General features: G+C 47.6%; 18 protein-coding genes, 3 pseudogenes and 1 riboswitch. Of the genes and pseudogenes, 13 read left to right on the forward strand and 8 right to left on the reverse strand.

Annotated features, from left to right (window positions below):
• Window positions 1–20 precede the first annotated feature (20 nt).
• From RE628_RS02440 to RE628_RS02450, 3 genes and pseudogenes are all read right to left on the reverse strand, one after another.
• A pseudogene (locus RE628_RS02440) lies at window positions 21–876 on the reverse strand (sugar phosphate isomerase/epimerase family protein).
• A gap of 224 nt (window positions 877–1,100) precedes the next feature.
• On the reverse strand, window positions 1,101–1,979 hold the full coding sequence (locus RE628_RS02445; protein ID WP_309157232.1) for a sugar phosphate isomerase/epimerase family protein: 879 nt from the start codon (window positions 1,977–1,979) through the stop codon (window positions 1,101–1,103).
• A 67-nt stretch (window positions 1,980–2,046) separates the two neighbouring features.
• Window positions 2,047–3,105 carry a Gfo/Idh/MocA family protein gene (locus RE628_RS02450; RefSeq protein ID WP_309157233.1) on the reverse strand — a complete coding sequence of 353 codons (1,059 nt, stop codon included), beginning with the start codon at window positions 3,103–3,105 and terminating at the stop codon, window positions 2,047–2,049.
• A gap of 290 nt (window positions 3,106–3,395) precedes the next feature.
• Between RE628_RS02450 and RE628_RS02455 the strand changes: the two genes are divergently transcribed.
• The 11 genes from RE628_RS02455 to RE628_RS02505 all read left to right on the forward strand — a co-directional run bounded on the left by RE628_RS02455 (window position 3,396) and on the right by RE628_RS02505 (window position 11,784).
• The gene (locus RE628_RS02455; RefSeq protein WP_309157234.1) at window positions 3,396–4,100 is read left to right on the forward strand and encodes a helix-turn-helix domain-containing protein; all 705 of its coding nucleotides are present in this window, start codon (window positions 3,396–3,398) and stop codon (window positions 4,098–4,100) included.
• A 74-nt stretch (window positions 4,101–4,174) separates the two neighbouring features.
• A complete protein-coding gene (locus RE628_RS02460) occupies window positions 4,175–4,486 on the forward strand; it encodes a thioredoxin family protein (protein WP_309157235.1) in 312 nt (103 codons plus the stop codon).
• Window positions 4,487–4,686: 200 nt separating this feature from the next.
• Window positions 4,687–4,821: a hypothetical protein gene (locus tag RE628_RS02465; protein ID WP_309157236.1), complete on the forward strand. Its 135-nt coding sequence runs from the start codon at window positions 4,687–4,689 to the stop codon at window positions 4,819–4,821.
• Window positions 4,818–5,108, forward strand: a complete 291-nt coding sequence (locus RE628_RS02470; protein WP_309157238.1) for a hypothetical protein — start codon at window positions 4,818–4,820, stop codon at window positions 5,106–5,108. Before RE628_RS02465 ends, RE628_RS02470 begins: the two co-directional genes overlap by 4 nt.
• Entirely contained in the window at window positions 5,009–5,767 is a 759-nt protein-coding gene (locus RE628_RS02475) for a hypothetical protein (RefSeq protein WP_309157239.1), read from the forward strand. The genes RE628_RS02470 and RE628_RS02475 overlap by 100 nt, the downstream gene beginning before the upstream one ends.
• Window positions 5,768–5,920: 153 nt before the next feature.
• Complete coding sequence (locus RE628_RS02480) at window positions 5,921–6,889, forward strand: AAA family ATPase (RefSeq protein ID WP_309157240.1); 969 nt, start codon at window positions 5,921–5,923, stop codon at window positions 6,887–6,889.
• 11 nt (window positions 6,890–6,900) lie between these two features.
• Window positions 6,901–8,004, forward strand: a complete 1,104-nt coding sequence (locus RE628_RS02485; protein ID WP_309157241.1) for a DUF58 domain-containing protein — start codon at window positions 6,901–6,903, stop codon at window positions 8,002–8,004.
• A gap of 92 nt (window positions 8,005–8,096) precedes the next feature.
• The gene (locus RE628_RS02490) at window positions 8,097–8,966 is read left to right on the forward strand and encodes a GNAT family N-acetyltransferase (protein ID WP_309157243.1); all 870 of its coding nucleotides are present in this window, start codon (window positions 8,097–8,099) and stop codon (window positions 8,964–8,966) included.
• Window positions 8,967–9,365: 399 nt separating this feature from the next.
• Window positions 9,366–10,181: an NAD-dependent epimerase/dehydratase family protein gene (locus tag RE628_RS02495; RefSeq protein ID WP_309157244.1), complete on the forward strand. Its 816-nt coding sequence runs from the start codon at window positions 9,366–9,368 to the stop codon at window positions 10,179–10,181.
• Between the two features lie 287 nt (window positions 10,182–10,468).
• Complete coding sequence (locus RE628_RS02500) at window positions 10,469–10,939, forward strand: hypothetical protein (RefSeq protein WP_309157245.1); 471 nt, start codon at window positions 10,469–10,471, stop codon at window positions 10,937–10,939.
• Window positions 10,936–11,784 carry a hypothetical protein gene (locus tag RE628_RS02505; RefSeq protein WP_309157247.1) on the forward strand — a complete coding sequence of 283 codons (849 nt, stop codon included), beginning with the start codon at window positions 10,936–10,938 and terminating at the stop codon, window positions 11,782–11,784. Before RE628_RS02500 ends, RE628_RS02505 begins: the two co-directional genes overlap by 4 nt.
• Window positions 11,785–11,863: 79 nt before the next feature.
• Here RE628_RS02505 and RE628_RS02510 read toward each other — a convergent pair.
• Window positions 11,864–13,182: pseudogene (locus RE628_RS02510) on the reverse strand (hemolysin family protein).
• A 250-nt stretch (window positions 13,183–13,432) separates the two neighbouring features.
• A riboswitch (purine riboswitch) is annotated at window positions 13,433–13,533 on the forward strand.
• A 55-nt stretch (window positions 13,534–13,588) separates the two neighbouring features.
• Here RE628_RS02510 and RE628_RS02515 point away from each other — a divergent pair.
• Complete coding sequence (locus tag RE628_RS02515) at window positions 13,589–15,019, forward strand: NAD(P)/FAD-dependent oxidoreductase (RefSeq protein ID WP_309157248.1); 1,431 nt, start codon at window positions 13,589–13,591, stop codon at window positions 15,017–15,019.
• A gap of 338 nt (window positions 15,020–15,357) precedes the next feature.
• Window positions 15,358–17,313 carry a type I pullulanase gene (gene pulA / locus RE628_RS02520; RefSeq protein WP_309157249.1) on the forward strand — a complete coding sequence of 652 codons (1,956 nt, stop codon included), beginning with the start codon at window positions 15,358–15,360 and terminating at the stop codon, window positions 17,311–17,313.
• Window positions 17,314–17,498: 185 nt separating this feature from the next.
• On the opposite strand, the gene RE628_RS02525 is transcribed toward pulA, so the two are convergent.
• The 4 genes and pseudogenes from RE628_RS02525 to RE628_RS02540 all read right to left on the reverse strand — a co-directional run bounded on the left by RE628_RS02525 (window position 17,499) and on the right by RE628_RS02540 (window position 23,768).
• A complete protein-coding gene (locus RE628_RS02525; protein ID WP_309157250.1) occupies window positions 17,499–19,814 on the reverse strand; it encodes a glycoside hydrolase family 65 protein in 2,316 nt (771 codons plus the stop codon).
• A 98-nt stretch (window positions 19,815–19,912) separates the two neighbouring features.
• Entirely contained in the window at window positions 19,913–20,572 is a 660-nt protein-coding gene (gene pgmB, locus RE628_RS02530) for a beta-phosphoglucomutase (protein WP_309157252.1), read from the reverse strand.
• Window positions 20,573–20,727: 155 nt separating this feature from the next.
• A complete protein-coding gene (locus tag RE628_RS02535; RefSeq protein ID WP_309157253.1) occupies window positions 20,728–21,765 on the reverse strand; it encodes a LacI family DNA-binding transcriptional regulator in 1,038 nt (345 codons plus the stop codon).
• Window positions 21,766–22,029: 264 nt separating this feature from the next.
• A pseudogene (locus RE628_RS02540) lies at window positions 22,030–23,768 on the reverse strand (alpha-glycosidase).
• Window positions 23,769–24,078 lie beyond the last annotated feature (310 nt).

Genomic DNA, 24,078 nt, shown 5'->3' on the forward strand with positions numbered 1-24,078 from the left:
TATAGCCCCATTTCTATTAGCTACAATTCATTCCAGATGCGCTTCGCGTTATCGAAGGCGATCTTCGTCCCGCGTTTGCAGTCTTCCATGCCTTCATACTCGATCGACAAGTATCCGTCGTAGCCGGAGCTCTTGACGATACCCAGCAGAGCTGGCACATCGAGGTCTCCTTGTCCGGCGATGGCTCCGCGCAGGTAACGGCCTGCTGCACTTGGGAACCAGCCTTCTCCCGGATTACGATCGGCAGGACGGATATAGAAATCCTTCACGTGCACCATAGAGGCGATGCTGATATTATTCTTGACCGCGCGAATCGGATCTTCATCAACACAGACGAAGTTACCGATATCGAGCGTCGTCTTGTAGTTATCCCGGCCAACGGTATGAACCAGCGTCTGAACCCGGTCGCTGGCTTGTACGTAATAGCCATGGTTCTCCACGCTTGTCGTAATGCCAAAGCCGTTGGCATAATCAGCGATTTTACGGCAGGCGTTCGCGATTCGCTCTAGGTCGGCATTGAAGTTCACGATCGAGGTGTCGGGCGGAAGCAACGTCATGGCGCATCAGCTTGACGCCAAGTCGGTGAGCGACATCTACTTCCTTCATTACTCGTTCGATTTCAGCCTCGTAGGCTTCCTCCGAATCAGTAATGAAGTTGGCGCCGATGGCGTAGTTGGAGATATCGATTCCAGCCTTTGCGGCGCGCTCAACGATTTGATCTATTAGTTCGGGACTCTCTACTAAGCTGAAGCCAAGTGGAACGATCTCGATATGCTCGGCTCCTAGCTCCTTCACCCAATCAATAACACCTAGAATATCCATAGACCCTGCCTGCATGGCCTGATACAAACTATAAGAGCTGATTCCCAGCTTCATGACAAGTCATCTCCTTCTCTCTGTAAAGCAATATAAGTTGAACTAATGATTGTACGGATGAAGGCAGCCGGGTGAAATGTTCTTCCGATCGCTGTTGCTCACAGATTTCTTGATTTTATAGAATCCAACAAGGTAGAAATCCGTTCACAAAGGCGAACGCTACGCTTCTCCAGAATCATTTCACCCTTATGCCTATTTCCTGTTACTTCTTTAGTTCAACATCTCTAATTGCGGTAAGCTTTAATAAACTTAACGGCCTTCTCAATGTCAGCGGCAGGGTTATCCCCGACTTCTCTCTCAATGGTTAGGTAGCCTTTATAGCCGATCTCCTGCAGAGCAGCGAAGTAGGCAGGGAAGTCCACTTTGCCTTCCCCGAGCGGAACTTCTTCGAAGGCTGCTCCGGAGCTGGCCATTTCGGCAATCTTCTGATGATCCATTGCATCATAGCCGAGATAGCCGTAAACGTCCTTAGGATCGACAAGGCGCAGACGGTGTCCGTCCTTGACATGCGTATGCACGATGTAATCCTTGAGCGTCTTGACGCCTTCTACCGGGTCATCGCCTGTAACCATGACCATATTGGCAGGGTCGAAGTTAACAGAGACGCCGCGTGTACTAAGCGTATCCAGGAAGCTCTTCAGATGGGCTGCTGGTTCTGGTCCGGTCTCTATAGCGAAGTACGCATTCAAGCTGTTCGCATAGACGCCCAGCTCTTCGCAGGCTTCTTGCATCGCCGTGTAAATCTTACTATTGCGGTCTTCTGGGACGATTCCGATATGGGTAGTCACTACGTTGGTGCCAAGATCCATAGCCAGGTCGAGAATTCTCTTGGATTTCTCGATTTTTGCCGGGTTGGCGGCTGCATCCTGGAAGCCATGACCGGCCAGATCACCGCATAACGCCGAGATCTCTAACCCAAGGTCAGCGATGTATTGGCGCAGTTCCTTGCGTTGGGTTGGGCTAAGCTGATCCGGGTCCATTTCGCCCGACACAGCGTAGATTTGTACGCCTTCCGCTCCAACTTCCTTCGCTTTCTTTAAGCCTTCACGAACACCGATTCCGAAGCTGTCTACAATGACACCGATTTTGTTCGTCAATTTCACCTTTATTCACTCTCCTTGATATTTTTAGGCTGTCGGCACTCTACCTAACAGGTGCAGAACCAATTTATTAGAATTGAATTTCTCGTCCCTCTGCAGCCGATTGATAGATAGCATTCAGAATCTGGATCAACTGAGTTCCGTCTTCTACAGGGCAGATCGTCTCGGTATTTCCTAGACAACATTCTACAAAATGATTGACCTCACGGTTGAATGCACCCTGGAAGTCGAATCCTGGATATGTGATTTGTGGATCGATATTAATCATCGTATTATGTCGTTCTGTGGTGATCTTCAGCTGCGGTTCGAGCTCGGCACCGCCTTTATCGCCGAAGATGCTGATCGATTGCGAATCCTGCGTCGCATGGAGATTGAAGCTGACATCAACCATCAGGGAAGCTCCATTCTCGAAGCGGATCAAAGCGTTAGCCATATCCTCTACCGTATTATGGGAAGCATCATAGTCTGCTGCTTTATAGAAATCATAGTTCAGAACATTGGAGCGGTTGCCTACCTTACGATACGTATTGCCGGTTACCAATTTAACCTTTGGCTTGCCCATCAGGTACCAGCACAGGTCAATGACATGAACGCCGATATCGATCAGCGGTCCGCCGCCAGAACGTTCAATATCGGAGAACCACCCACCGGGATTACCGATTCTGCGGATCAAGCTGGCTTTGGCAAAATAAATTTCACCCAGATCGCCTGCATCAATGAAACGTCTCAGTACTTCAATATTGGAAGCATGACGGCGAACATAGCCGACCTGCAGCGTCTTGCCAGTGCGATGTACGGCTTCCTGTACGCGAAGAGCCTCATCTACAGTTTTACAGAGTGGCTTCTCGCAAAGTACATTCTTGCCGGCTTCAAGAGAAGCAATACTGATCTCTGCATGGGAATTGTTCCAGGTACAGATGCTGACAGCATCTATTTCCGAGTTAGCCAACAGATCGCGATAATCGGTATAGACATGAGGTACGTTATACTTTTCTGCAGCTTTTTTGGCTCTTTCCTCGTTCAGATCGCAGACCGCGTACAGTTGGACATGAGGATTTGCTTGATAGGCGTTCAAATGACATTCTGAGATGGATCCGCAGCCGATGAGACCGATTTTTACCTGTTTCATTGTTTACGCTTACATCCTTTCATCCCCGCAGCGAATTTGCTACAATATTATGTACTTCATTCACAGCGGCATGGTTTATTTGTTCAATTACCTACAATCTATCACAAGAATTTGTAAGGGAGAATGTTCAGGATGACAAAATATATGGATTATATGATCAGCCCATATCCGATTCGCACCTATGAGCCACTCGTCGATCCGAGCAAGCTGAGGCATAAATCATTGGCCTTCCATAGCGCCGGACATTTACCTGGGAGGACACTGCAAAGAACCAATTCTGAGTTCGCTCATTGGGCGTTTGTCATGATAACGGGTGGGGAAGGCTTCTATCAGGTCAACGATGGGGAGAGGCAGAGGGTCTTACCTGGATCCTGGTTCTGTCTATATCCCGGGCAGTATTTAATTATGGACCAAATAGTGGTGGTTTTTGGGATGAGTACTATTTCACGGTATCAGGCGAGCGGGTCGACGAATGGCTGCAGAACTGGCTTCATAATCCTGAACTGGTGAAGCATGGCGTAGTTGATGATGCGCTGCTGCATCGGATGGAAATGATGCTTATGATGATTGATAGCAACCAACCAGGCAACTTGGACAGAGCAGCTATGATGCTGGAGCTATTTTTGTACGAACTTGTGGTGCAGGTAGAGCAGACCCAGGCTGGTCATCGTGGAACATTTACGCTAAAAGTCATTGAGGACCTGGCCCGTTCTATTTATGTTGAGCAGCAACCGGAGGAAATCGCGGACAGACATCATATATCCGTATCTACGCTGCGTCGAATCGTCCATGAACACAGCGGATATCCGCTCAATGAATTTATCCATCGTTTAAAGATAGCTGAAGCCAAAAATTTACTACTGAATACAGAAATGAGTGTTAAAGAACTCGCCGAGGCACTGGGTTATCAGGATATGTTCTACTTCTCTCGCGTGTTTAAGAGAGTTACGGGGATATCGCCAAGTGGATATCGCAAACGGGGAGGTAGCAGTTAAGATCTGCTAGCAACTAGATCAATACTAAGACAAATAAGATAGTTAATTTTTAATAATGTTAAGGAGCATATGATATGGCCGTGCAGGAGATTTCTGAGAAAGAACTGAAGGTTCGTTGGAATGAGACGGGTTCTAGAGAGGCGGTACTGTTCTATACACCGTTATGCGGGACCTGTAAGCTGGCGGAGAGAATGCTGAACATAGTTCTCGAAGCAGGCGGGACGATTCCGGTATCCAAAATAAATATCAATTATGCGCTGGATCTGACGCAGGATTGGAAAATCTCCAGCGTCCCAGCGTTAATTATTTTTCAAGCAGGCTCGCTGATACAGAAGGAATATGCGATTCGCTCTGTTGTGGAGCTACAGCAATGGCTGAAGCTATGACCTTGCTATTTAAATGTACTGCTGGGTCAGGGGCAGATCAAGTTATCACGTGTCCTCGGGGTTGATCTCTAGGTTAAGCGGATCCTGGTTCTCCTTTTTCGTGAATCTTACCGTAAGTTATAGGCAAACACACAGTCGTAACCTGATGCATAAAGTGTAGGGTACTGATTTTCGGTAAAGAGAAAGGGGCAGAACTGGGAATGGCAGAGCAGGATCTTCATTATTTCATGCGTGGTAATACAGCGCAGGGATTAGTCAGTTTGGCGGATTCGGTATTTCAAGGACTCAGCACCATTTATGTGCTGCAAGGCTTTCCGGGGGAACGGAAGCGATGATGGGGCGGATTGCTGCGGCATTAGAGCAGCGGGGCTTCTCCCTGCAGAGAATACATCAACCTCTTGATCAGGAGTTCCTTGAGGGGATTATTGTTAAGGATCTATCATTCGGGATCGTCGATGGAGATGCTTGGACGGTAGATGCGGAACCGGCGGAGCGGACATTAAATATATCGACCTCTGCTCTGTGCTTGATGCAAGCAAGCTGGAGGCTTCGTCCGAAGAGATCGAACGGCTACAAGAGCAGATCGACACGGCTTATGAGCAGGCGTATGACACCTTTCTGAAGACGCTTCGTATCCATGATGATTGGGAGAAGATTTATATTGATCACCTTGATCGCGAGGCGATGAATACGCTGGCGGCGGAGTGGTCGGAGCAGTATTTGCTGCCCGTGAGAGCGGGCAAGAAGGCGCAAACTGTACATCGCTTCCTTGGTGCTGCTACCTGGAGTGGGGCCGTTGATTTCGTTCCTAATCTGACTGACCGTCTGAAGACGCGCATATATGTAAAAGGCCGTCCGGGTTCGGGCAAATCGACTCTATTTAAGAGTTTGGCTGCTTCTGCCGAGTTAAAGGGAATTGACACAGAAATATATCATTGTGGCTTTGATCCGAATAGTCTGGATATGTTGGTCTTTCCGGAGCTCGGTCTTGCAATATTCGATAGCACGGCACCACATGAACATTTCCCTGCCCGTCAAGGGGATCAGATTCTCGACGTATATCAACTGGCTATCGATGAAGGAACAGATGAGAAGTTTGAGGATGCCATTTTAACGGTCAAGAACGGCTATTCCACTTCGATGAAGCATTCGATCTCTTATTTGGCTGAAGCGAAGGAACTGCGCGATCAGCTCAAAGATATCTACCAGGAAGCTGCAGGTGAGGGTAGCCTGTTCCCACTGGAGCGTACGATATTAAGTGGTGTTGAAGCCAGAGCATAAATTTATAATCATCACGAAGGCCCGTTGAATCGCAGCGGGCTTTTTTGTATGGAAATCTTTAAGTCATAGTTGTTCATCCTTGAATGGTCACGTTAGAGATTTTCTTATATGATAATAGGAGGAAGAATATACATATCTAGGCGGTGATGATCAATGGACTTGCAGGAAGCAATATCGATATCGAAACGGGTTCATGCCAATGTCAGTGAAGTTATCGTAGGGAAGAGTGAAGTCATTGAACTGTTGTTGGCTGCCTTGTTCGGTAATGGACATGTGTTGCTGGAGGATGTACCAGGTACAGGCAAGACGCTGTTGGCTAAGTCTCTTGCCCGTTCTCTGAATGGGCAATTTAAGAGAATTCAATTTACTCCCGATTTATTACCTTCAGATTTGAGTGGGATTAATTTCTATAATCAGAAGACGAATGAGTTCGAATTTAGGCCAGGTCCTGTGTTCACGGAGGTACTGCTAGCCGATGAGATCAACCGGGCAACGCCGCGGACCCAGTCCAGTCTGCTGGAATGTATGGAGGAGCGTCAGGTGACGATAGACGGCATGACACATGATCTCGGTAGTCCGTTCTTCGTGATGGCCACACAGAATCCGGTCGATAACCAGGGGACATTCCCGCTTCCTGAGGCTCAACTTGACCGCTTTCTGATGCGGATTGAGGTCGGTTACCCTACGCATGAGGAAGGCGTCGACATTTTGCAACGATTCCAGGTGAAGAACCCGCTAGAGGAACTAATTCCAGTGGTTACAGGTGAGGAAGTTGCTGCTGTGCAACGGTTTGTCGCAGGGATCACTGTGTCTATGGATCTGCTGAGCTATATCGTCCATATTACGGAGGCAACTCGGAAGCATCCCGATGTAAGGCTTGGTGCTAGTCCAAGAGCAAGTACCGCTCTGATGCGAGCCGCACAGGGGATCGCTCTGCTTCAAGGTCGGGATTATGTGACTCCGGATGATATCAAGCGGGTCGCAGAGCCGGTGCTCGCTCATCGCCTAATCGTTCGCCACGGCCTTCGACCTGATGATCGGCAAAGTGATGCCGTGGTGCGCCAAGTACTAGGGGAAGTGGAGGTTCCTGCGGAAGATGTGCTGATAGGTAGAGGGAAGTAGGTGATTAGAGCATGCAATTAACTTGGTTAATTGTTAGTGCCTCCATCCTGATCGGATTGTTGGCGCTTGTATATCAGCGAAGTGCGATGAAAGGCCTGACCTATACCCGTTATTTTACTAGAGATACGGTGTTCGAAGGGGATACGGTCGAGATGGTCGAGGTTATCTCCAATGCAAAATGGCTGCCGCTTCCCTGGATGCGGCTAGAATCAAGCATCCCGACCGGGCTCCGGTTCGGCGATCAGACTAACCTGAATATTTACTCCGGTGATATCTATCAGAATCATATCAGTCTATTCTATCTTCGTTCCTATCGTCGGATAAAGAGACATCATCAGGTTATATGCTCGCGGCGAGGCCTATACCATCTGGAGACTGCCACGCTGACAACGGGTGATCCACTTGGTCTGATCTCCAAAGCGCAGAAATTCCCACTCAATCTAGAGCTGCTTGTATATCCGGAGATTCTTGCTTTGCAAGAGCTTCCGCTGCCGAATCATAGCTGGATCGGAGAGCTTGCAGTACGACGCTGGATTGTGGAAGACCCGTTCTTGACCTCGGGGGTCCGTGAATATCGTGCAGGTGATGCTATGGGATCGATTAACTGGAAAGCGACTGCGCGTACAGGAGCGCTGCAGGTCCATAAACGAGATTATACGGCGGATCATCGGCTTGTCATCTGTCTCAATCTCGAGGATAGCGATACGATGTGGCGTAATATTAATGACGCAGAGCGGATTGAACTGGGAATCAGATATGCGGCTACGGTCGCCGATCAGGCGCTGCGCAGTGGGGTCGAGACTGGATTGATCTGCAATGGTCATCTGATCTATGGCCCGCGTGAGTCCATTAGAATTGAGCCCTCCGCTGCGGCCGGCCAGCTGGAGCTCTTACTAACGACGCTGGCCAGACTTGTTCTGGATCGAACGGTCTCTATGTCGACCCTGCTTGAAGAGGTGCTGAATGAGGATCCAGTGGATACCGATTTTCTACTGATTTCCTGTCATCAGGGTGAGAAGCTGAGAATTACAGCAGATCAACTGTTACGGCGGGGCAACGGAATCGAATGGATGGAGATTCCCGGGACTGGGAAGGCAGAGTCAGCGGCTTCATAGCAGCGAGGAGCGCTGCTAGAAATAACCTTTATTGGTGGGTGCCATCCTCTAAGGAACGGGAAGATGAATGATTGCATGAAGGAGGTAAGAAGATGCTCAAATATTATCGCGGTACGGAACAGGATATGAAGGTATTATTCACTGCTTTTCAAGCTGGATTTGTAGATTATATGGTCAAGCTCGATCTTACCGAAGAGCAGTTCGCCGCCCATTTTTTCGGTCAGGAAGGGAATGCGTTGGAGCATTCTTTTGTAGCGTTGTATGGAGGCGAGGCGGTCGGTATTATACTTGGTGGCATCAAGGAGTATGAAGGGATACGGACGATGCGTTGTGGTGCGCTCGCCATCCGTCCTGATCTGCGCGGGCAAGGGGTAAGCAAAGAACTATTCCGGTTGCACCACCAGGAGGCTGTCGAGCAGGGCTGCCGCCAGCTTTACCTGGAGGTTATTAAGGGGAATGAACGGGCGATAGCCTTCTATAACCATGTTGGATATCAGCAACTATATGATCTTGCTTACTATACTCTGGCGGATGTATCTGGTTTAATGACACTGCCACATATGGATGAGTCAGGGCGCGACAGGCCTAGTATCGTGCAGATTAATAACGAGCAGTTTATAGAAGCAGTACAGGGTCGAGAGTACTTCCATATGAACTGGCAGAATGATCTCGACTATATCAGTCGATCGAATAAATATGTGTATTATGGGGCCATGATGAACGGCAAATTAGTAGCTGTTATGGCTATTACCCGCCAGGGGCGGATCAGTCTATTGGTCGTTGATAAGAACGAACGGGGTCACGGAGTAGCGCAATTGCTACTGAATAATGCTATTCATGAATTGGCTCTGACGCGGCTTCAGATATCGTTCTCTAATAATGCCGGGGTACATGGATTCCTACAACATCTTCGGTTTCAGAAGGACCCGATCCAACAGTACGAAATGTACCGATTTATCTGATTTGGATAACTATCAATCAATGACAGCACCTGCTACCCTTGGATGAATATTCAGGGACGGCAGGTGCTGTTCTGTTAAACCTGCACTATGAATATATGTGTAGAGCATATTTTAACCCTCTCATTCATAAAGTGTTAAGACGGATTATATAGAAGTGTGTGTTCAAAAAGGCTGGTTTTCAGCACCGAGAAGGTTAGATGAAGCTAGGGCCTGAGGAGCGGAGCGTACGTAGTTGGTACGTGAGCACCTAAGATGTTTCCGTAGGAAACATGACTTCGTAAGCATGAGCTTAGGCCCGGCTGAATTTAAGATTCGATGCCGAATTTGTTTCCTGATTCACTTCGTGATCAAAAACGGACTTTTTGAACGACCTCTTGATGAATGGGAGAGTAGAAGAAGATGAAGGTGTTAGTTACCGGGGGGCCAGGTTTCATCGGTCGCCACACAGTAAGCCATTTGCTAGAACAGGACTGTCAGGTAATTGTAGTCGATCAACGGAAAGATCCTAAGCTGCCCGAGGACAAGTCGGTTACCTACTATGAGACTGATATTGTATCGGAAGATCTGGAGCAAATTTTCGCCGTTGAGCAGCCTGACTATTGTATCCATCTGGCCGCCCACGTAAGCGTACCCCGCTCCTATGAGAATCCGCATCTGGATGCCGAGATTAATATTATGGGAACGATAAATGTACTTCGTGCATGTGTCAGGTACAAAGTTAGGAAAATCGTGTTTTCGTCTTCGGCAGCGGTATATGGGAACCCTGATATTTATCCGATTGAGGAGCAGTGTGCGCTTGACCCGCAATCCTTCTATGGGATGTCGAAGTATGTGGCAGAGAGTTATATCCGTTCATTCTCCACTCAGTATAATCTTGATTATACTATCCTTCGTTATGCGAACGTTTATGGTATACGTGAGCATCGAACCGGCGAGGACGGTGTGATGACGGCGTTCATCGAGCGAATGGCAGGAGGAATGCCGATGATCATATATGGCGATGGACGCCAGACAAGGGATTTTGTCTATGTTCGGGATGTCGCAGTCGCGAATGCCCTAGCTCTGAGCGTAGGTTCGTATCAGACGTTCAACATAAGTAGTGGAGTAGGACTTTCTCTGCTTGAGTTAAGTGGAAGATTGCAGGAACTGTACGAGAAGACAAATTCCGTACAATTTATGCCTCAGAAGCCGGGGATATCGATCGTAGCATTCTAAGCAATGATAAGGCCAAAAACTTACTAGGCTGGTCTCCATCATATTCATTAGAAGATGGCCTTCGGGCGATGATAGTGCATGAGCATGGGGTCAAAAAGAACAGTGGACAGCCATTTGCGCCAAATCTCCAAGACTATAACTCAATTACAGCGATCTAGGAAGTGGGATCTTTCCCGATGCGGGGCAGGATCCTTTGTTATTGTTTGGAACTCCATGGCTATGCTATGCTGTTCATAAAGCACCCATTTGATGAATATGCGATGGTATTGACGATGGAGGGCATTTTAGTGAGAAATGAAGATACCGCTTACATCATAAAAACGTTGAAATTATGCTTGTCCTGTCTTGGCGAGATGGTAGTGCTGATGCCGCTCTATCTTGTCGGAATTATCCTTCTAAGTCCGCAATATTTGCCCTTCTCCTGGCTGGTGATATTACCGTTTGTCTCTTTTCTCGGCGTAGCTATTCTCAGTTATGTACCTGTATTGTGGAAGAAGCTTGGGGCCGCCGCTCTGATCGGAGCTGTAAGTGCCGTTGTTTTCTTAGGGAGTGGGGCAGTAGGCTTCTCCCCCTTGATTGGACTATGCGCAGCGCTCTTCGCATTACAAGGCATGACAGCTGCGGATCGGTCGGGCGAGTCTAAATTTTACTGGTATGGAGTTGCGCTTTATTTTGTGGCCGGGATCGTCTATTCCAAAGTCGCTCTGCTGCGTGGAGAGCTTGGCCTGATTACCTGGCTCGGGCAGGATGTCTGGTGATCGCGCTGTTCATAACGAATTATGAATACTTGCGTTATACGACGATGTCTGACCATTCCCCGCTACCAAGGGGCTTGCGCCGGCATAATACGGTTTTTATTCTCATTATTCTGGGGCTGGTCGTTCTGCTTGCTGCAGGAGCCGGGCGTTGGATCGGCAATAGGTTAATACAAGTCGTAAGATATATCGTTGCTTGGATCACACGCCCATCTGGGAAGCCGGAGGTCCCGCAGCCCGAAGAAGTTCAGACGCCGCCGGCGATGTTATTTCCAGAGGGAGTGCAGAAGCCAGGCCTATTATCGCAGATTTTGGATATCCTCTTCTATGTGATTGGCGGCGTCGTGATCGCAGTCATGATTGGATTTGCGATCTACTGGCTCTACAAAAATGCAGGTGGCTTCTGGAAGCGTGGTATCGATCGCTTACTCTCTTTACTGCGCAGACAGGATCTGTCCGGTCAGAATAAGGCTTATCGTGACGAGGAGACCTCCATCTTCTCCTGGAAAGAGGAGAGGCAGAAATGGGGGCGTTGGCGGAATGCCTTGACCCGGTTGGGTCGGCGTCAGGAACGATATGAGGATATGCATAACAATCAGGAGAGAGTACGGTTCATGTATCGCCGCTTGCTCTCGCTTAGTCGTGATGAAGGCTATGAAGTAAAGCCTGGGCTGACTCCTCAGGAGACGCTGCAGTACATGCAACTCAATGATGATAGAAGTTCGAAGGGGCAAGGCAAGAGAGCAGCGAGACCGGGCTATAAGGAGACCGTGGAGCCGTTCATCGGTATATATTATCGGGTGAGATACGGGAGCAGGAGCCTGATGATGAAGAGGTATCCGACATAAAGAGGCAGTTGAAATTATAAGAGGTTGATATAAATAAAGACCCCTCAGGTGCAGCCTGAGGGGTCTTTGCATGAATAGGCTAGGCTCTGATTTGTTCAGGCTCTAGCTTGATAATCTCCAGCTTACGGAAACGGTTAGGCTCTTTCTCAAGTAGCTTGAAAGTCAGTTCTTCATGCTCGAGTGTCTCCCCAACCTTCATTTCGGGATTCGTCCCGAACAGCCAGCCGCCGATTGTATCGACATCATCTGTGCTGAGATCAGCCATGAATAGATCATTAATATGGTTAACCGTAACCTTACCATCGACGATGACATGGTTCTCTTTGACCATTACGAGCGGTTGCTCTTCTTCTTATCGAATTCGTCACGAATTTCTCCAACGATCTCTTCGAGAATATCTTCGATGGTCACGAGTCCGGCGGTTCCGCCATACTCATCGATCAGGATCGCCATATGGGTACCCTCGCGCTGCATTCTCTTCAGTAGCTCATTCACCGGAGTTACTTCCGATACCGCCATAGCAGGCTGTAGAATTGAGGCGATATCCAGATCTGGATTATCCTCGGAGGCAAGGAAGAACTGCTTCGTATTAATAAATCCGATGATATTATCCTTACTCCCTCTAACGACCGGGAAGCGCGTATACTGCTGTTCCTTGATAATGTCCAGATTCTCCCGGCGGGATTTTTCTGTATATAAACACACCATATCGGTACGTGGCACCATAATTTCTTTGGCTAATAAATTGTCAAAAGCGAAGATCCGGTTTACATAGCCGTATTCACTTTGATTGATCTTTCCGCTCTCGAAGCTCTCGTTAATAATGATCTGTAATTCTTCCTCCGAGTGGGCTTCTTCATGCTCTGAGGCCGGTTTAATACCGACCAGCTTAACGAGCTGATTAGCAGATCCGTTCAAGGTCCAGATAAAGGGACGCATTGCCTTGTTGAACCAAATGAGCGGTTTGGCTGTTAGCATGGCAACAGTCTCTGCCTTACGGATCGCGATCGTCTTGGGAGCCAGTTCTCCAACGACGACATGCAAATAAGTGACGACCACAAATGCGATAATGAATGATAGCACTTTGCTGATTGCTTCAGGTATTTGGAGGCTGTGGAATAGAGGGTGCAAAATTCTTTCCACCGTTGGTTCCCCTAGCCAACCGAGTCCGAGAGCTGTAATCGTAATTCCCAGCTGACAAGCAGACAGATAGTCATCCAGATGAGTAATAATCTGTTTGACGCCGAGCGCCTTCTTGTTCCCTTCCAGAATCATTTGATCTATTCTGCTCTCTCTTACACGGACGATTGCGAATTCCACCGCAACGAAGAACGCCGTTAATCCGATGAGAATCGCCACCATAACCAAATTTAAACCCAATAGCCTGTCACTGTCCATTCTCTACATCTACTCCTTCAACTAATAAAATATAAAATATGAATATCAATATTATTATATAATATCACTCGACATAAAGCGAATTAACATGATAAATCAAGGGTTTGGCTCTATATAATGTTCGTGTTTTTGGGGATTAATACGATAATTAAGTGAGATAACTATGAATTATCTGTGAAAATACGAATATTAACATATTTCTTTTATTGACTTATTCGCGTGATTTGGTAAGCTGTAATTGTTGATGAAATTAAATGTTTAGCTCATAAATCGTATATCCTCAATGATATGGTTTGAGGGTCTCTACAAGGAACCGTAAAAGTCCTGGCTACGATAGGCATGTTTCGCATACCTATCTGTAGATCCAGGATTTTTTGTTATTTTTTCAACTTCAGGAGGGACATAAATGAGTAAATATGATGTGATCGTCGTTGGGGCAGGACCTGGTATTTTTGCTTGCTATGAACTTACGAGAAAGGCACCGCATTGGAAGGTGCTGCTGGTGGACAAGGGACATGACATTTATCGTCGTCGCTGTCCGATTCTTGAGGAGAAGATTACGCTCTGTCCGCCTGCTGCCGGTCGCAAGGAGTTTGCGGGTTGCCTGCCAGCCTGCTCGATTACGGCTGGGTTCGGAGGAGCAGGGGCTTACAGTGACGGGAAGTTCAATATTACAACGGAATTCGGCGGCTGGTTGAATGATTATTTACCTCCGTCCAAAGTGCTTGAACTGATTAAATATGTTGATCAGATCAACCTCGACCATGGGGCGACCACGACGATCACTGATCCGACGACCGATGCGATCAGCAGCATTGAACAGCGCGGTTACTCGGCTGGATTGAAGCTGCTTCGTGCCCAAGTACGCCATTTGGGAACAGAGCAGAATTTAGAAATATTGATGTCCATTTATGAATATTTAAAATCACGGATCGATATGCTATTCAAAGCAGAAGTTGAAGATATAATCACTGTCAAACAGGATGGGCAGCATCAGGTACAAGGTATTGTTCTGAAGAACGGTGATGTATACGAAGCGGATAAGGTTATGGTAGCTCCAGGGCGGGATGGCTCGGTATGGCTGTCGGACATCTTGAAGAAGCGCAGATTGAAGATGACGAATAATCAAGTGGATATCGGTGTGCGTGTGGAGACCTCCGACATTGTCATGCGTGAAATTAACGAACATCTATATGAAGGAAAGTTCATATTCAACACCTCAGTGGGGACCCGAGTTCGTACCTTCTGCAGCAATCCTTCCGGCCATGTGGTCGTAGAGAACCATACGGGAGTGATGGCGGCAAATGGTCATTCATATAAAGATCCGGCACTGGGCTCAGCGAACACCAATTTTGCCTTGCTGGTCTCTCATAAGTTCACCGATCCATTCGACAAGCCCAATGAATATGCCCGTGAGATTTGCCAGAGAGCGAACGACCTATCGAATGGTGGGGTGATTGTTCAGAAATATGGTGACATTCTGCGTGGCAGGAGATCGACAACGGGGCGGATCGGAGAGGGCTTCCTGGAGCCGACTTTGAAGGAGGCAGTACCCGGAGATCTTGGGCTTGTCCTGCCGTATAATACGATGAAGAGCCTGATCGAAATGATCGAGGCGCTGGACAAAGTAACCCCAGGGATCGCTTCAGAGCATACACTATTCTACGGAGTAGAAGCGAAATTCTATTCCGCGCGTCCGAAGCTCTCAGATAATTTGGAGACGGAGATCAGCGGCTTGTTCTGCGGAGGGGATGGAGCGGGAATCACCCGAGGACTGGCGCAGGCAGGCGCTGCGGGAGTCTGGATCGCCCGGGGTATGATGGAGAAGATGGAATAGCCTAATTGTCATGTAAACATCATAAGGACCGCCATCATTTGAGAAGCAAGTGATAGCGGTTCTTTTTAGCATATCGGTGGAGAGGGAATATATACATGGCGACAGATAACACTTTGTGCAAACGATTGCTCAAAGTGTGGATCGATGCTAGAATGCATGATATACAGTCTTTTGGACAACCTGTCTGGTAACTTTTATTTGCAGCTGATTCCTCATTAGACAGGTTGTGTTGGTGCGGAACGTTTTGGGGATTTGTTGCCATATGATACAGTGGCATCTAATATGACCTTTCTCGATTTCACGCACCTTCACACTTTGATGAGATAGGAGTGAAGCCAGTGTCGGTACAGAAAGAAATAGACGTAGTTACGGATTATGGGGATCTTGCCGTAACGAATGGAATTTCCGTGTTTGATGAGAAATTTGATGGAATGTTCTACTATGATGGCGATGATCTAGGGGTTACTTATACCCCGAAACAGACTTCGTTCAAGCTGTGGGCGCCAACAGCCTCAGAAGCGAGCGTTATGATCTATGATAGCTGGGACGGCGCGCTTGTAGAGAGTAAGCCAATGGTCCGTGACGTTCGTGGAACCTGGGTGCTTACCGTAAGCGGGGATTGTAATCATTGGTATTATACGTATGGTGTGAAGGTAGGTAGCCAGTGGAATGAGGCGATTGATCCCTATGCTAGAGCTGTAGGGGTCAACGGGGATCGCGCGGTTGTTATCGATCTGCGTAGTACGGATCCACAGCGGTGGACGGAAGACAGGCCTTCATTGGCGGCACCAGTAGATGCAATTATTTACGAGTTACATGTCAAGGATTTATCGATTCATCCGCAGAGCGGAAGCAGCTATCCAGGGAAGTTCCTTGGCCTTTCGGAGAGCGGAACGACTGGACCGGAGGGGATTCCAACGGGGCTTGACTACATTTCCGGACTTGGTGTAACCCATGTTCAACTGCTACCGATATATGATTATGCGACGGAGAGCGTAGATGAGACAAAGCTGGAGCTTCCGCAATATAATTGGGGCTATGACCCGAAAAATTACAATGTTCCGGAAGGCTCATATGCCACGGACCCGTATATGCCGAAGCTTAGAATCAAGGAGCTGAAGCAGACCATTCAGGCGCTACATGACCGCGATATCCGGGTCATTATGGATGTCGTGTACAATCATGTCTATGATGGGTATTTGATCAACTTCACTAAGCTCGTTCCTGGCTATTATTTAAGATATAAAGAGGATAGAACTTTCTCTAACGGCAGCTTCTGTGGGAATGAATGTGCTTCGGAACGGGCGATGATGTCCAAGTTTATCGTCGATTCGGTCGTATATTGGGCCCAGGAATATCATATGGACGGCTTCCGCTTTGACCTGATGGGACTAATGGATATTGCTACGATGAATGAGATCAGGCGTCGTCTCGATGAGATCGACCCTTCCATTATTATGATCGGCGAGGGCTGGATGATGAATACGGTATTACCGGAGGCCAAGCGTGCCAATCAGAGAAATGCCGATCGCCTTCCACGTATTGGTCAGTTCAATGATGACTTCCGGGATGCGGTGAAGGGCGATATTTTCGAATATGAGCTGAAGGGCTTCATCAGTCTAGGACGTAGCTTCGAAGCGAAAGTGAAGCGGGGAATTGCCGGCGGAATCAAGTACGAGGGAGCAATTGCACAATATGCCACGGAGCCGGATCAGACGGTTAATTATGTAGAATGCCATGATAATCATACGTTATGGGATAAGATTGTACTCTCTACGGACGGCCATACGGAAGAGGAGCAGCGCAGTATGCATCGGCTTGCTTCAGCGATGATCTTAACGAGTCAAGGAATTCCATTCATCCACGCCGGACAGGAGTTCATGCGTACAAAGCAAGGGGTGGGGAATAGCTTCAAGTCTTCGATCGAGATTAACTGGATGGATTGGCAACGCTGCGAAGAACGTCAGAGCGACGTACTGTATATGTGCAGTCTAATCAAGTTACGACAGTCACACTCTGCCTTCCGCTTGAGAACGGCGCGGGAGATTAGAGAGCATCTTCATTTTGAACAGGCGCCAGATCATGCGGTTGCTTACACATTGCGTAACCATGCCGGAGGTGACTCCGATCGCCATCTGTACGTTCTGTACAATGCCAATCCGGAACCCATTACGCTCGAGCTTCCAGAGCTTGGGGATTGGGAAGTGCGATTTGGTAGTGAAGATGTATTCTTCCTGAAGCAGCATCAACTTCAAGTACAAGGAGTAGGCATGATTGTGCTTGCCATATCATAAGCAAAAGGCCTGCCTGAATCATTGGGATTCAGGCAGGCCTTTTTGTGTTTCTCGTCGGATGTTGAACGGATTTCTACCTAATTGGATTCTGTTAAATCAAGAAATCTGTGAAGGGCAGCGATCGGAAGAACATTTCACCCGACTGCCACTATCCGTATTATCATTAGTTCAACATATATATTATTTTATTTTGTGGAAGAGTTCTGATGCTTGATCTCGCCATGTCCGTCCACGGTATAGCTCGTGTCATAAACGCAGATTGCCGCAGGTGTATCCGTCTCATTAATGACATGAATAATGTCTCCAGTTACGTTCACCTTCAGGCGAGAGTCACGGAACATAACTTTGAACGAGAAATTGTCCCAATGAGAGGGTACAAAAGGACGCAGAACCAATTCGCCGTCTGTAACGCGTAGGCCGCCGAAGCCCTGTACGATGGACATCCAGGTACCCGCCATACTGGTGGTATGACAGCCGTCCTCGGTATCGTTGTTGTAATTATCCAGGTCGAGTCTGGCTGTCCGCAGATACATCTCATAGGCTTTCTCCTGATAACCGAGCTCGCAGGCAATAATGGAATGCACGCAAGGGGACAGGGAGGACTCATGCACCGTCATTGGCTCGTAGAAATCAAAGTTGCGCTTCTTCGTATCGAGATCATAGCGATCGCCAAGGAAATACAAGCCCTGAAGTACGTCAGCCTGCTTGATGAAGCAGGAACGCAGAATGCGGTCCCAAGACCAGTTCTGGTTGATCGGCAGATTACCAGCCGGTAGATCCTTCACGGCGATCAGTTCTTTGTCCAGGAAGCCATCCTGCTGCAGGAATACGCTGCGCTCTTCATCGTATGGATAATACATATTGTCGATGATATGCTGCCATTGCTTAGTCTCTTCTTCCTGCAAATCGAGGTTGGCGATCAGAGCCTCGTATCTGTCTGGCTCGTTAGCCTTCAGATATTCAAGTACCTCCAGCGTGTATTCGAGCGTCCAGGAAGCCATCCGGTTCGTATACCAGTTGTTGTTGACGTTGTTCTCGTATTCGTTCGGTCCAGTAACGCCGAGCATAACATATTTGTTTTTGGCCTTGGAGAAGTTCACGCGCTGCTCCCAGAAGCGGGAGATCTCAGCCAGCACTTCGAGTCCATATTGGCCAAGATATGCAAAGTCCCCGGTATAGTTCACGTAGTTATAGATGGCATAGGCAATCGCACCGTTACGGTGGATTTCCTCAAACGTAATCTCCCATTCGTTATGGCATTCCTCACCGTTCATCGTTACCATCGGATAAAGGGCGCCTTTGGTGAAGCCAAGCTTCTTCGCATTCTCCTTGGCCTTCTCCAAATGCTTGTAGCGATAGATCAAGAGATTGCGGGCAATATGGGAATCCGCGGTGCTGAGATAGAAAGGAATGCAGTACGCTTCTGTATCCCAATAAGTGCTTCCGCCGTATTTCTCACCAGTGAAGCCTTTCGGGCCAATGTTGAGGCGGTCATCCTCGCCGCTATAGGTCTGATTCAATTGGAAAATATTAAAGCGGATAGCCTGCTGAGCAGAGACATCACCTTCGATGATAATATCGCTGTCTCTCCATTTATCAGCCCATCCAGCAGCCTGCTCGCTGAGCAAAGTATCAAAACCGGCTTGCTTCGCTTCAGTGAGCAGGCTTGTGCCAGCTTCGATCAATTCGCCGAGGCCATGATCGCGGGATGTAACATTAGCTACGTATTTGAACAAGGTAACGGCCTCATTAGCTTGTGCCTCAACGCTAACTTCGCCGGCCACGTATTTTTCCTTTTCACTTACAGAAGGTTGGATATCCAGCTTGGAGCCATTCTTAAATACATCAAAAGACATCACCGAGGTCGCATGGAAGTCCAGCTTCTTCGTCTTCACAGTCAGATAGTAAAGCTCAGGTGCCGCGGATTTCTCCACCTCCAGCCAGAATTTCTCCTCATAGTTGGAGTCCTTATTCTGTACATCGCCGTCCAGATAAGGATTCAGCGTGATTGTTCCGGCAAAATTGAGCGGCGTTACCGTATAACGGATCGCTCCGATCTCATGGCGCTTAACACTGACGAAGCGGATCGTGTCCACAGCGACTTCTTTACCATCCTTCATCACAGCGGTGAAACGGCGGGACAGATAACCTTCCTTCATATTTAGCTCGCGTACGAAGTCCTTCACTTCACATTCTGCTAGATCAAGGGTGGTGCCATCGATCGTGACATCGATACCGATCCAGTTCGTACTGTTCAGTACTTTGGCAAAATACTCAGGATATCCGTTCTTCCACCAGCCTACACGGGTTTTGTCAGGGTAGTATACTCCTGCCATATAACTGCCTTGCAGGCTTGCACCACTGTACTGCTCTTCGAAATTGGCCCGCTGTCCCATATATCCGTTGCCGATACTGAAGATACTTTCGGATATTTCATGGTTTTGCGGATCGAAGGACTCTTCGATGATGGACCATTCATCTAACTTCAAATATTGCTTCACGGTGATCTTCTCCTTTTTGTCACAGTCAATTTATGTTTAATAGTGGTGAACGAAACTATGCATTCTTCACATCATTAATTTCCATTGCTAACGATTGCTTAAGCTTGTTCAAGCTGCTTTAGACGTTCCACGGTCATATCAGCCAAGGAAGCGATTACGAAGTCTGCTTGACTAAGCGTCGTTGGTGATCCGATACCGATACAGCTCATACAGGCCCGGCGCGCCGCTTCAATCCCGGCTTCAGCGTCTTCGAAGACAACGCACCGTTCCGGGGATACGTTAAGCTCTTGGGCACCAAGTATGAACACTTCAGGATCAGGCTTGGCGCTGGAGGTACGGGTACCGTCGATGATGGCATCGAAATAAGGGATCAGTCCCGTATTGTTCAGAATGGTCATTGCATTTTTACTGGCTGAACCTAGAGCGGTCTTGAGCCCGTTATCCCGGCAGGCTTGTAGAAACACCAGCGCTCCGGGCAGGATTTCTGTATGATCCATCTGGGATATCGATTCGACATACCAGTCGTTCTTGCGTGCAGCGAGTTCCTGCTTTTTAGCTTCACTTAATGTGAGCTTCCCAATACTTAGTAAAATGTCGAGCGAGGCCATACGGCTAACGCCTTTTAATCTCTCGTTATCCTGCTCTGTAAAATCGAAGCCTAGCTCATTGGCTAGCCGCTTCCAGGCTAAATAGTGATATTTGGCGGTGTCTACCAAGACGCCGTCAAGGTCGAACAGACAGGCTTGAATGTGAGTCATTATTTCTCCTCCTCCATTAGCGCAAACGTTTGAACAAGCAGTTAAAAATAAAAGAAGCGGTGAGCTTCCATTATTTTTTGCAAGATATTAGCTGAATCTTCAACGGTAAAACGAAGTCGATAGTTGTTCGGTAGTTGTTCCGGTAGCCAGTTGAATTAATCTTTTTGGACTGAGAAGATAGAAGACTCACGAACTACCAAACGATGCGGGATAATGTATCTTCCTGGAACGGTCTTGTCGCCGCTATTATTCTGAATAGCTTGAATAAGCATCCCAGAAGCAGTATATCCCATATTGTATATTCCGATATCTACGCTGCTAAGTGGTGGTGTAGACATCTCTGCGAGCGGGATATTGTTGAAGCTCACCAGACATAAGTCCTCAGGAACTTTGTAATTAAGCTCGTACAGTCCGCGCAATACACCGAAGGAGACAACATCATCAATCAGAACGATCGCTGTAGGGCGATCGGGGAGATTCATGAAGAAGGAAATCGCCCGATAACCGCTTTCCTGTAGAAATTCCCCTTCAACGATCCATTCCGGCTTCGTCTCTAGGCCAGCATCATTCAAAGCTAGTAAATATCCTTTTAATCTATCCTTGGAAACGACGAGTTCAGGTGGTCCACTGACGAAGCCGATTCGTTTATGTCCGAGCGAAATTAAATGCTTCGTGGCATCGTAGGATGCCTGTACATTATCGTTATCGACCGACAGTATATCGGGATACTGCTCGCTGCGCCCGATCAAGACAAAGTTGTGGTTGTTCTTATACAGAAAGTCAATTACAGGGTCGTTAATTCGTGAATAGAGCAGGATTACTCCATCTACCCGATGCCCGTTCAATAGCCTTGATACGCATTCCACTTCTTCTTTCTCATTAGCTCCAGAACTGAGCAATACGTCAAAGCCTAGACGATTAGCCTGGGTAACAATTCCGCGGATTAACTCCATGAAGAAAAAGTTAGAGAACAGCTCTTCGGCAGATTTCGGTAGCATAATGCAAATGCTGTTTGTCGTCTTGGATACGAGACTCTTGGCCATTATATTTGGATGATACCCGAGCTGATCCATAATTTCCTTAACTTTTCTTGAGGTCTCTGCGCTTATTCGAGGATGATTGGACAGCACCCGGGACACTGTGGAGGGCGATACTCCCGCTTTTTTGGCGACGTCTTTTATAGTAACGGCCATTGAAAACTCTCCTTTGTGGAACCGTTTGCTTTACACAGTAATATTAATCGAAACAGCATCGAAAGTAAATAGATACCCCCTAAAAGTAAGTAGAGCCTAGATTCAGTTCACTAATCCATCAAAAATAAATGCAAAAATAGAATAACAAATTTTGTGTTAAATCTCCCCTGTTATGGTATCGTTTGCACGGCGTAGCGCGATAAATATAGATAAGATCCCCTCCTAATGTAACTCAGGAGGGGATCGTTCTGAATGGAGAGATTATTATTCTAGCGTCAAAATAGAGTAACCGTAAGCAGGAAGTCTTACCATCAGTTTGTCGCCAACCGGTGTGTAGCTTGAACCAGTTATCCGATCAACCCAGGACTTAACTGTCGTGATCTCAAAGGTTTGAGCCGCATCATAATTGTTCAATAGCACGATGACGGTTTCTTGGCCGAGCTTGCGTTCATAAGCGAGCTTCGAGCCGCCTCTCTCGGCTTCCAGGAACCTAATCGATCCGGTACGTAGCGGATCGATCTCTTTGCGTAAAGCGATCAGCTTGCGGTAGAATTCGAACAGCTCCTGATCCTGATGTTCAGACCGCCATTCCATACATTTACGACATTCCGGGTCTGGTCCGCCATCAATCCCGACTTCATCGCCGTAATAAATACATGGTGTACCCATGTAAGTAAATTGGAACAAGGCAGCCAGCTTCATCTTATCCTTGTTGCCATCGCAGAGTGTCAGCAAGCGTGGAGTATCGTGGCTGTCCAGTAGGTTAAAGGCTACCTCGTTCGCTTGCTGCGGATAACGAGAAATTTGCTGACCGATTATATTGGCGAAGCCACGTGCATCTAGCTTCTGATGGATAACGAAATCAAGCACTGCGTTAGTAAAAGGATAGTTCATGACGGCGTCGAACTGATCGCCCTGCAGCCAACCGGAAGATTCATGCCATATCTCGCCGAGAATGTATGCCTCAGGATTAGCTTCCTTGACTACTTTACGGAAATCGCGCCAGAACTGGTGGTCCACTTCGTTGGCGACATCAAGCCGCCAGCCGTCGATGCCGACCTCCTTAATCCAGAACTCGGCCACGTTCAGCAAGTATCGCTTGGTCTGCGGATTGGCGGTATTTAGCTTGGGCATAATCGGCTCAAACGCGAATGTATCATAGGTCGGCAGCCCTTTGGTCGAATCAAGCGGAAACTCGTGAATATGGAACCAGTCCTTGTAACGGGATGCTTCTCCATTTTCCAGAACGTCCAAAAACGGTGCGAATGATTTGCCGGAGTGGTTAAATACTGCATCCAGTACAACCCGGATTCCCCGCTCATGACTAGCCTTGACCAGCTTCTTCATTGTGTCCACATCGCCGAAATGCGGGTCGATCTTCATGTAATCGGTCGTATCATACTTATGATTGGTCGTTGCCTCGAAGACAGGCGTGAAATAAATGGCGTTAACGCCAAGCTTGCTCAGGTGATCAAGATGATCGATGACCCCTGCAGATCTCCGCCAAAGAAATTGTTCCGTTCCGGCTCACCACCCCAAGGCAGTACGCCAGTTGGATCGATATCCGGATTGCCGTTAGCGAAACGCTCAGGGAAGATTTGATAGAATACGGCGTCCTTAACCCAGTCAGGAACGATAAATACATCGTTTGGATTCAGGAACGGATACTCGAACAACCGATCGGGATTCTCAGGACGATCCGGAGTGAATTCATATTCCGTCATCCAGATTTCAGCATCTTCGCTTCTTAGAAGAAAACCATATTTGAGCCGACGAAACGGTGGTTTCACGGCACATTCCCAGTAATCGAATAGCTCATCACTAATCAGCTTTTGCATCGGAACCAATTCCTTACTTTGATCCCATATATATTTATCGCCAGCAAATGCGAACACCTGCTGCATATCATCTTTTTTGGTGCGCAGGCGGAGATGAATAGTCTCGTAGTCATAAGCATAGGACCAATTCAGTTTAGGGCGGTGATAGACAGCTTCAAGTAACATAGATAATCCTCCTGATTTTATTATGATACAAATAACTGTGGGAAAACCAAAAAAAGGTACATCGGAGCCAGGAAAGAGGACCGAGGATGTACCTTACGATAACAGTGCCTTCAAGTTGTACGAGCCCTAAAAGGGCCTAAATGAAAGTATAAATGCAGTTGTTGAACTGGATTATAGCATTGTTCAATCCGTTGCACAAGTAATGAAAAATAAGTAGATGGAATAAAAATAATTCACTTTAAATGATCTTCTCTAAGCAATAGAATGCACCCAAATCAAGTATCATTGTAAATACCAAAAACCTTGTCAT

Origin of the sequence: Paenibacillus sp. D2_2 (genome assembly GCF_031199965.1) — a bacterium.
Lineage (GTDB): Bacteria > Bacillota > Bacilli > Paenibacillales > Paenibacillaceae > Fontibacillus.

Bases quoted from the DNA above. Each gene is read 5' to 3' on its own strand.
- RE628_RS02490 (WP_309157243.1), top strand. From the start codon at position 8,097: ATGCTCAAATATTATCGCGGTACGGAACAGGATATGAAGGTATTATTC.
- RE628_RS02465 (WP_309157236.1), top strand. From the start codon at position 4,687: ATGGCAGAGCAGGATCTTCATTATTTCATGCGTGGTAATACAGCGCAG.
- pgmB (WP_309157252.1), bottom strand. From the start codon at position 20,572: ATGACTCACATTCAAGCCTGTCTGTTCGACCTTGACGGCGTCTTGGTA.
- RE628_RS02470 (WP_309157238.1), top strand. From the start codon at position 4,818: ATGATGGGGCGGATTGCTGCGGCATTAGAGCAGCGGGGCTTCTCCCTG.
- RE628_RS02460 (WP_309157235.1), top strand. From the start codon at position 4,175: ATGGCCGTGCAGGAGATTTCTGAGAAAGAACTGAAGGTTCGTTGGAAT.
- RE628_RS02485 (WP_309157241.1), top strand. From the start codon at position 6,901: ATGCAATTAACTTGGTTAATTGTTAGTGCCTCCATCCTGATCGGATTG.
- RE628_RS02535 (WP_309157253.1), bottom strand. From the start codon at position 21,765: ATGGCCGTTACTATAAAAGACGTCGCCAAAAAAGCGGGAGTATCGCCC.
- RE628_RS02480 (WP_309157240.1), top strand. From the start codon at position 5,921: ATGGACTTGCAGGAAGCAATATCGATATCGAAACGGGTTCATGCCAAT.
- RE628_RS02495 (WP_309157244.1), top strand. From the start codon at position 9,366: ATGAAGGTGTTAGTTACCGGGGGGCCAGGTTTCATCGGTCGCCACACA.
- RE628_RS02450 (WP_309157233.1), bottom strand. From the start codon at position 3,105: ATGAAACAGGTAAAAATCGGTCTCATCGGCTGCGGATCCATCTCAGAA.
- RE628_RS02515 (WP_309157248.1), top strand. From the start codon at position 13,589: ATGAGTAAATATGATGTGATCGTCGTTGGGGCAGGACCTGGTATTTTT.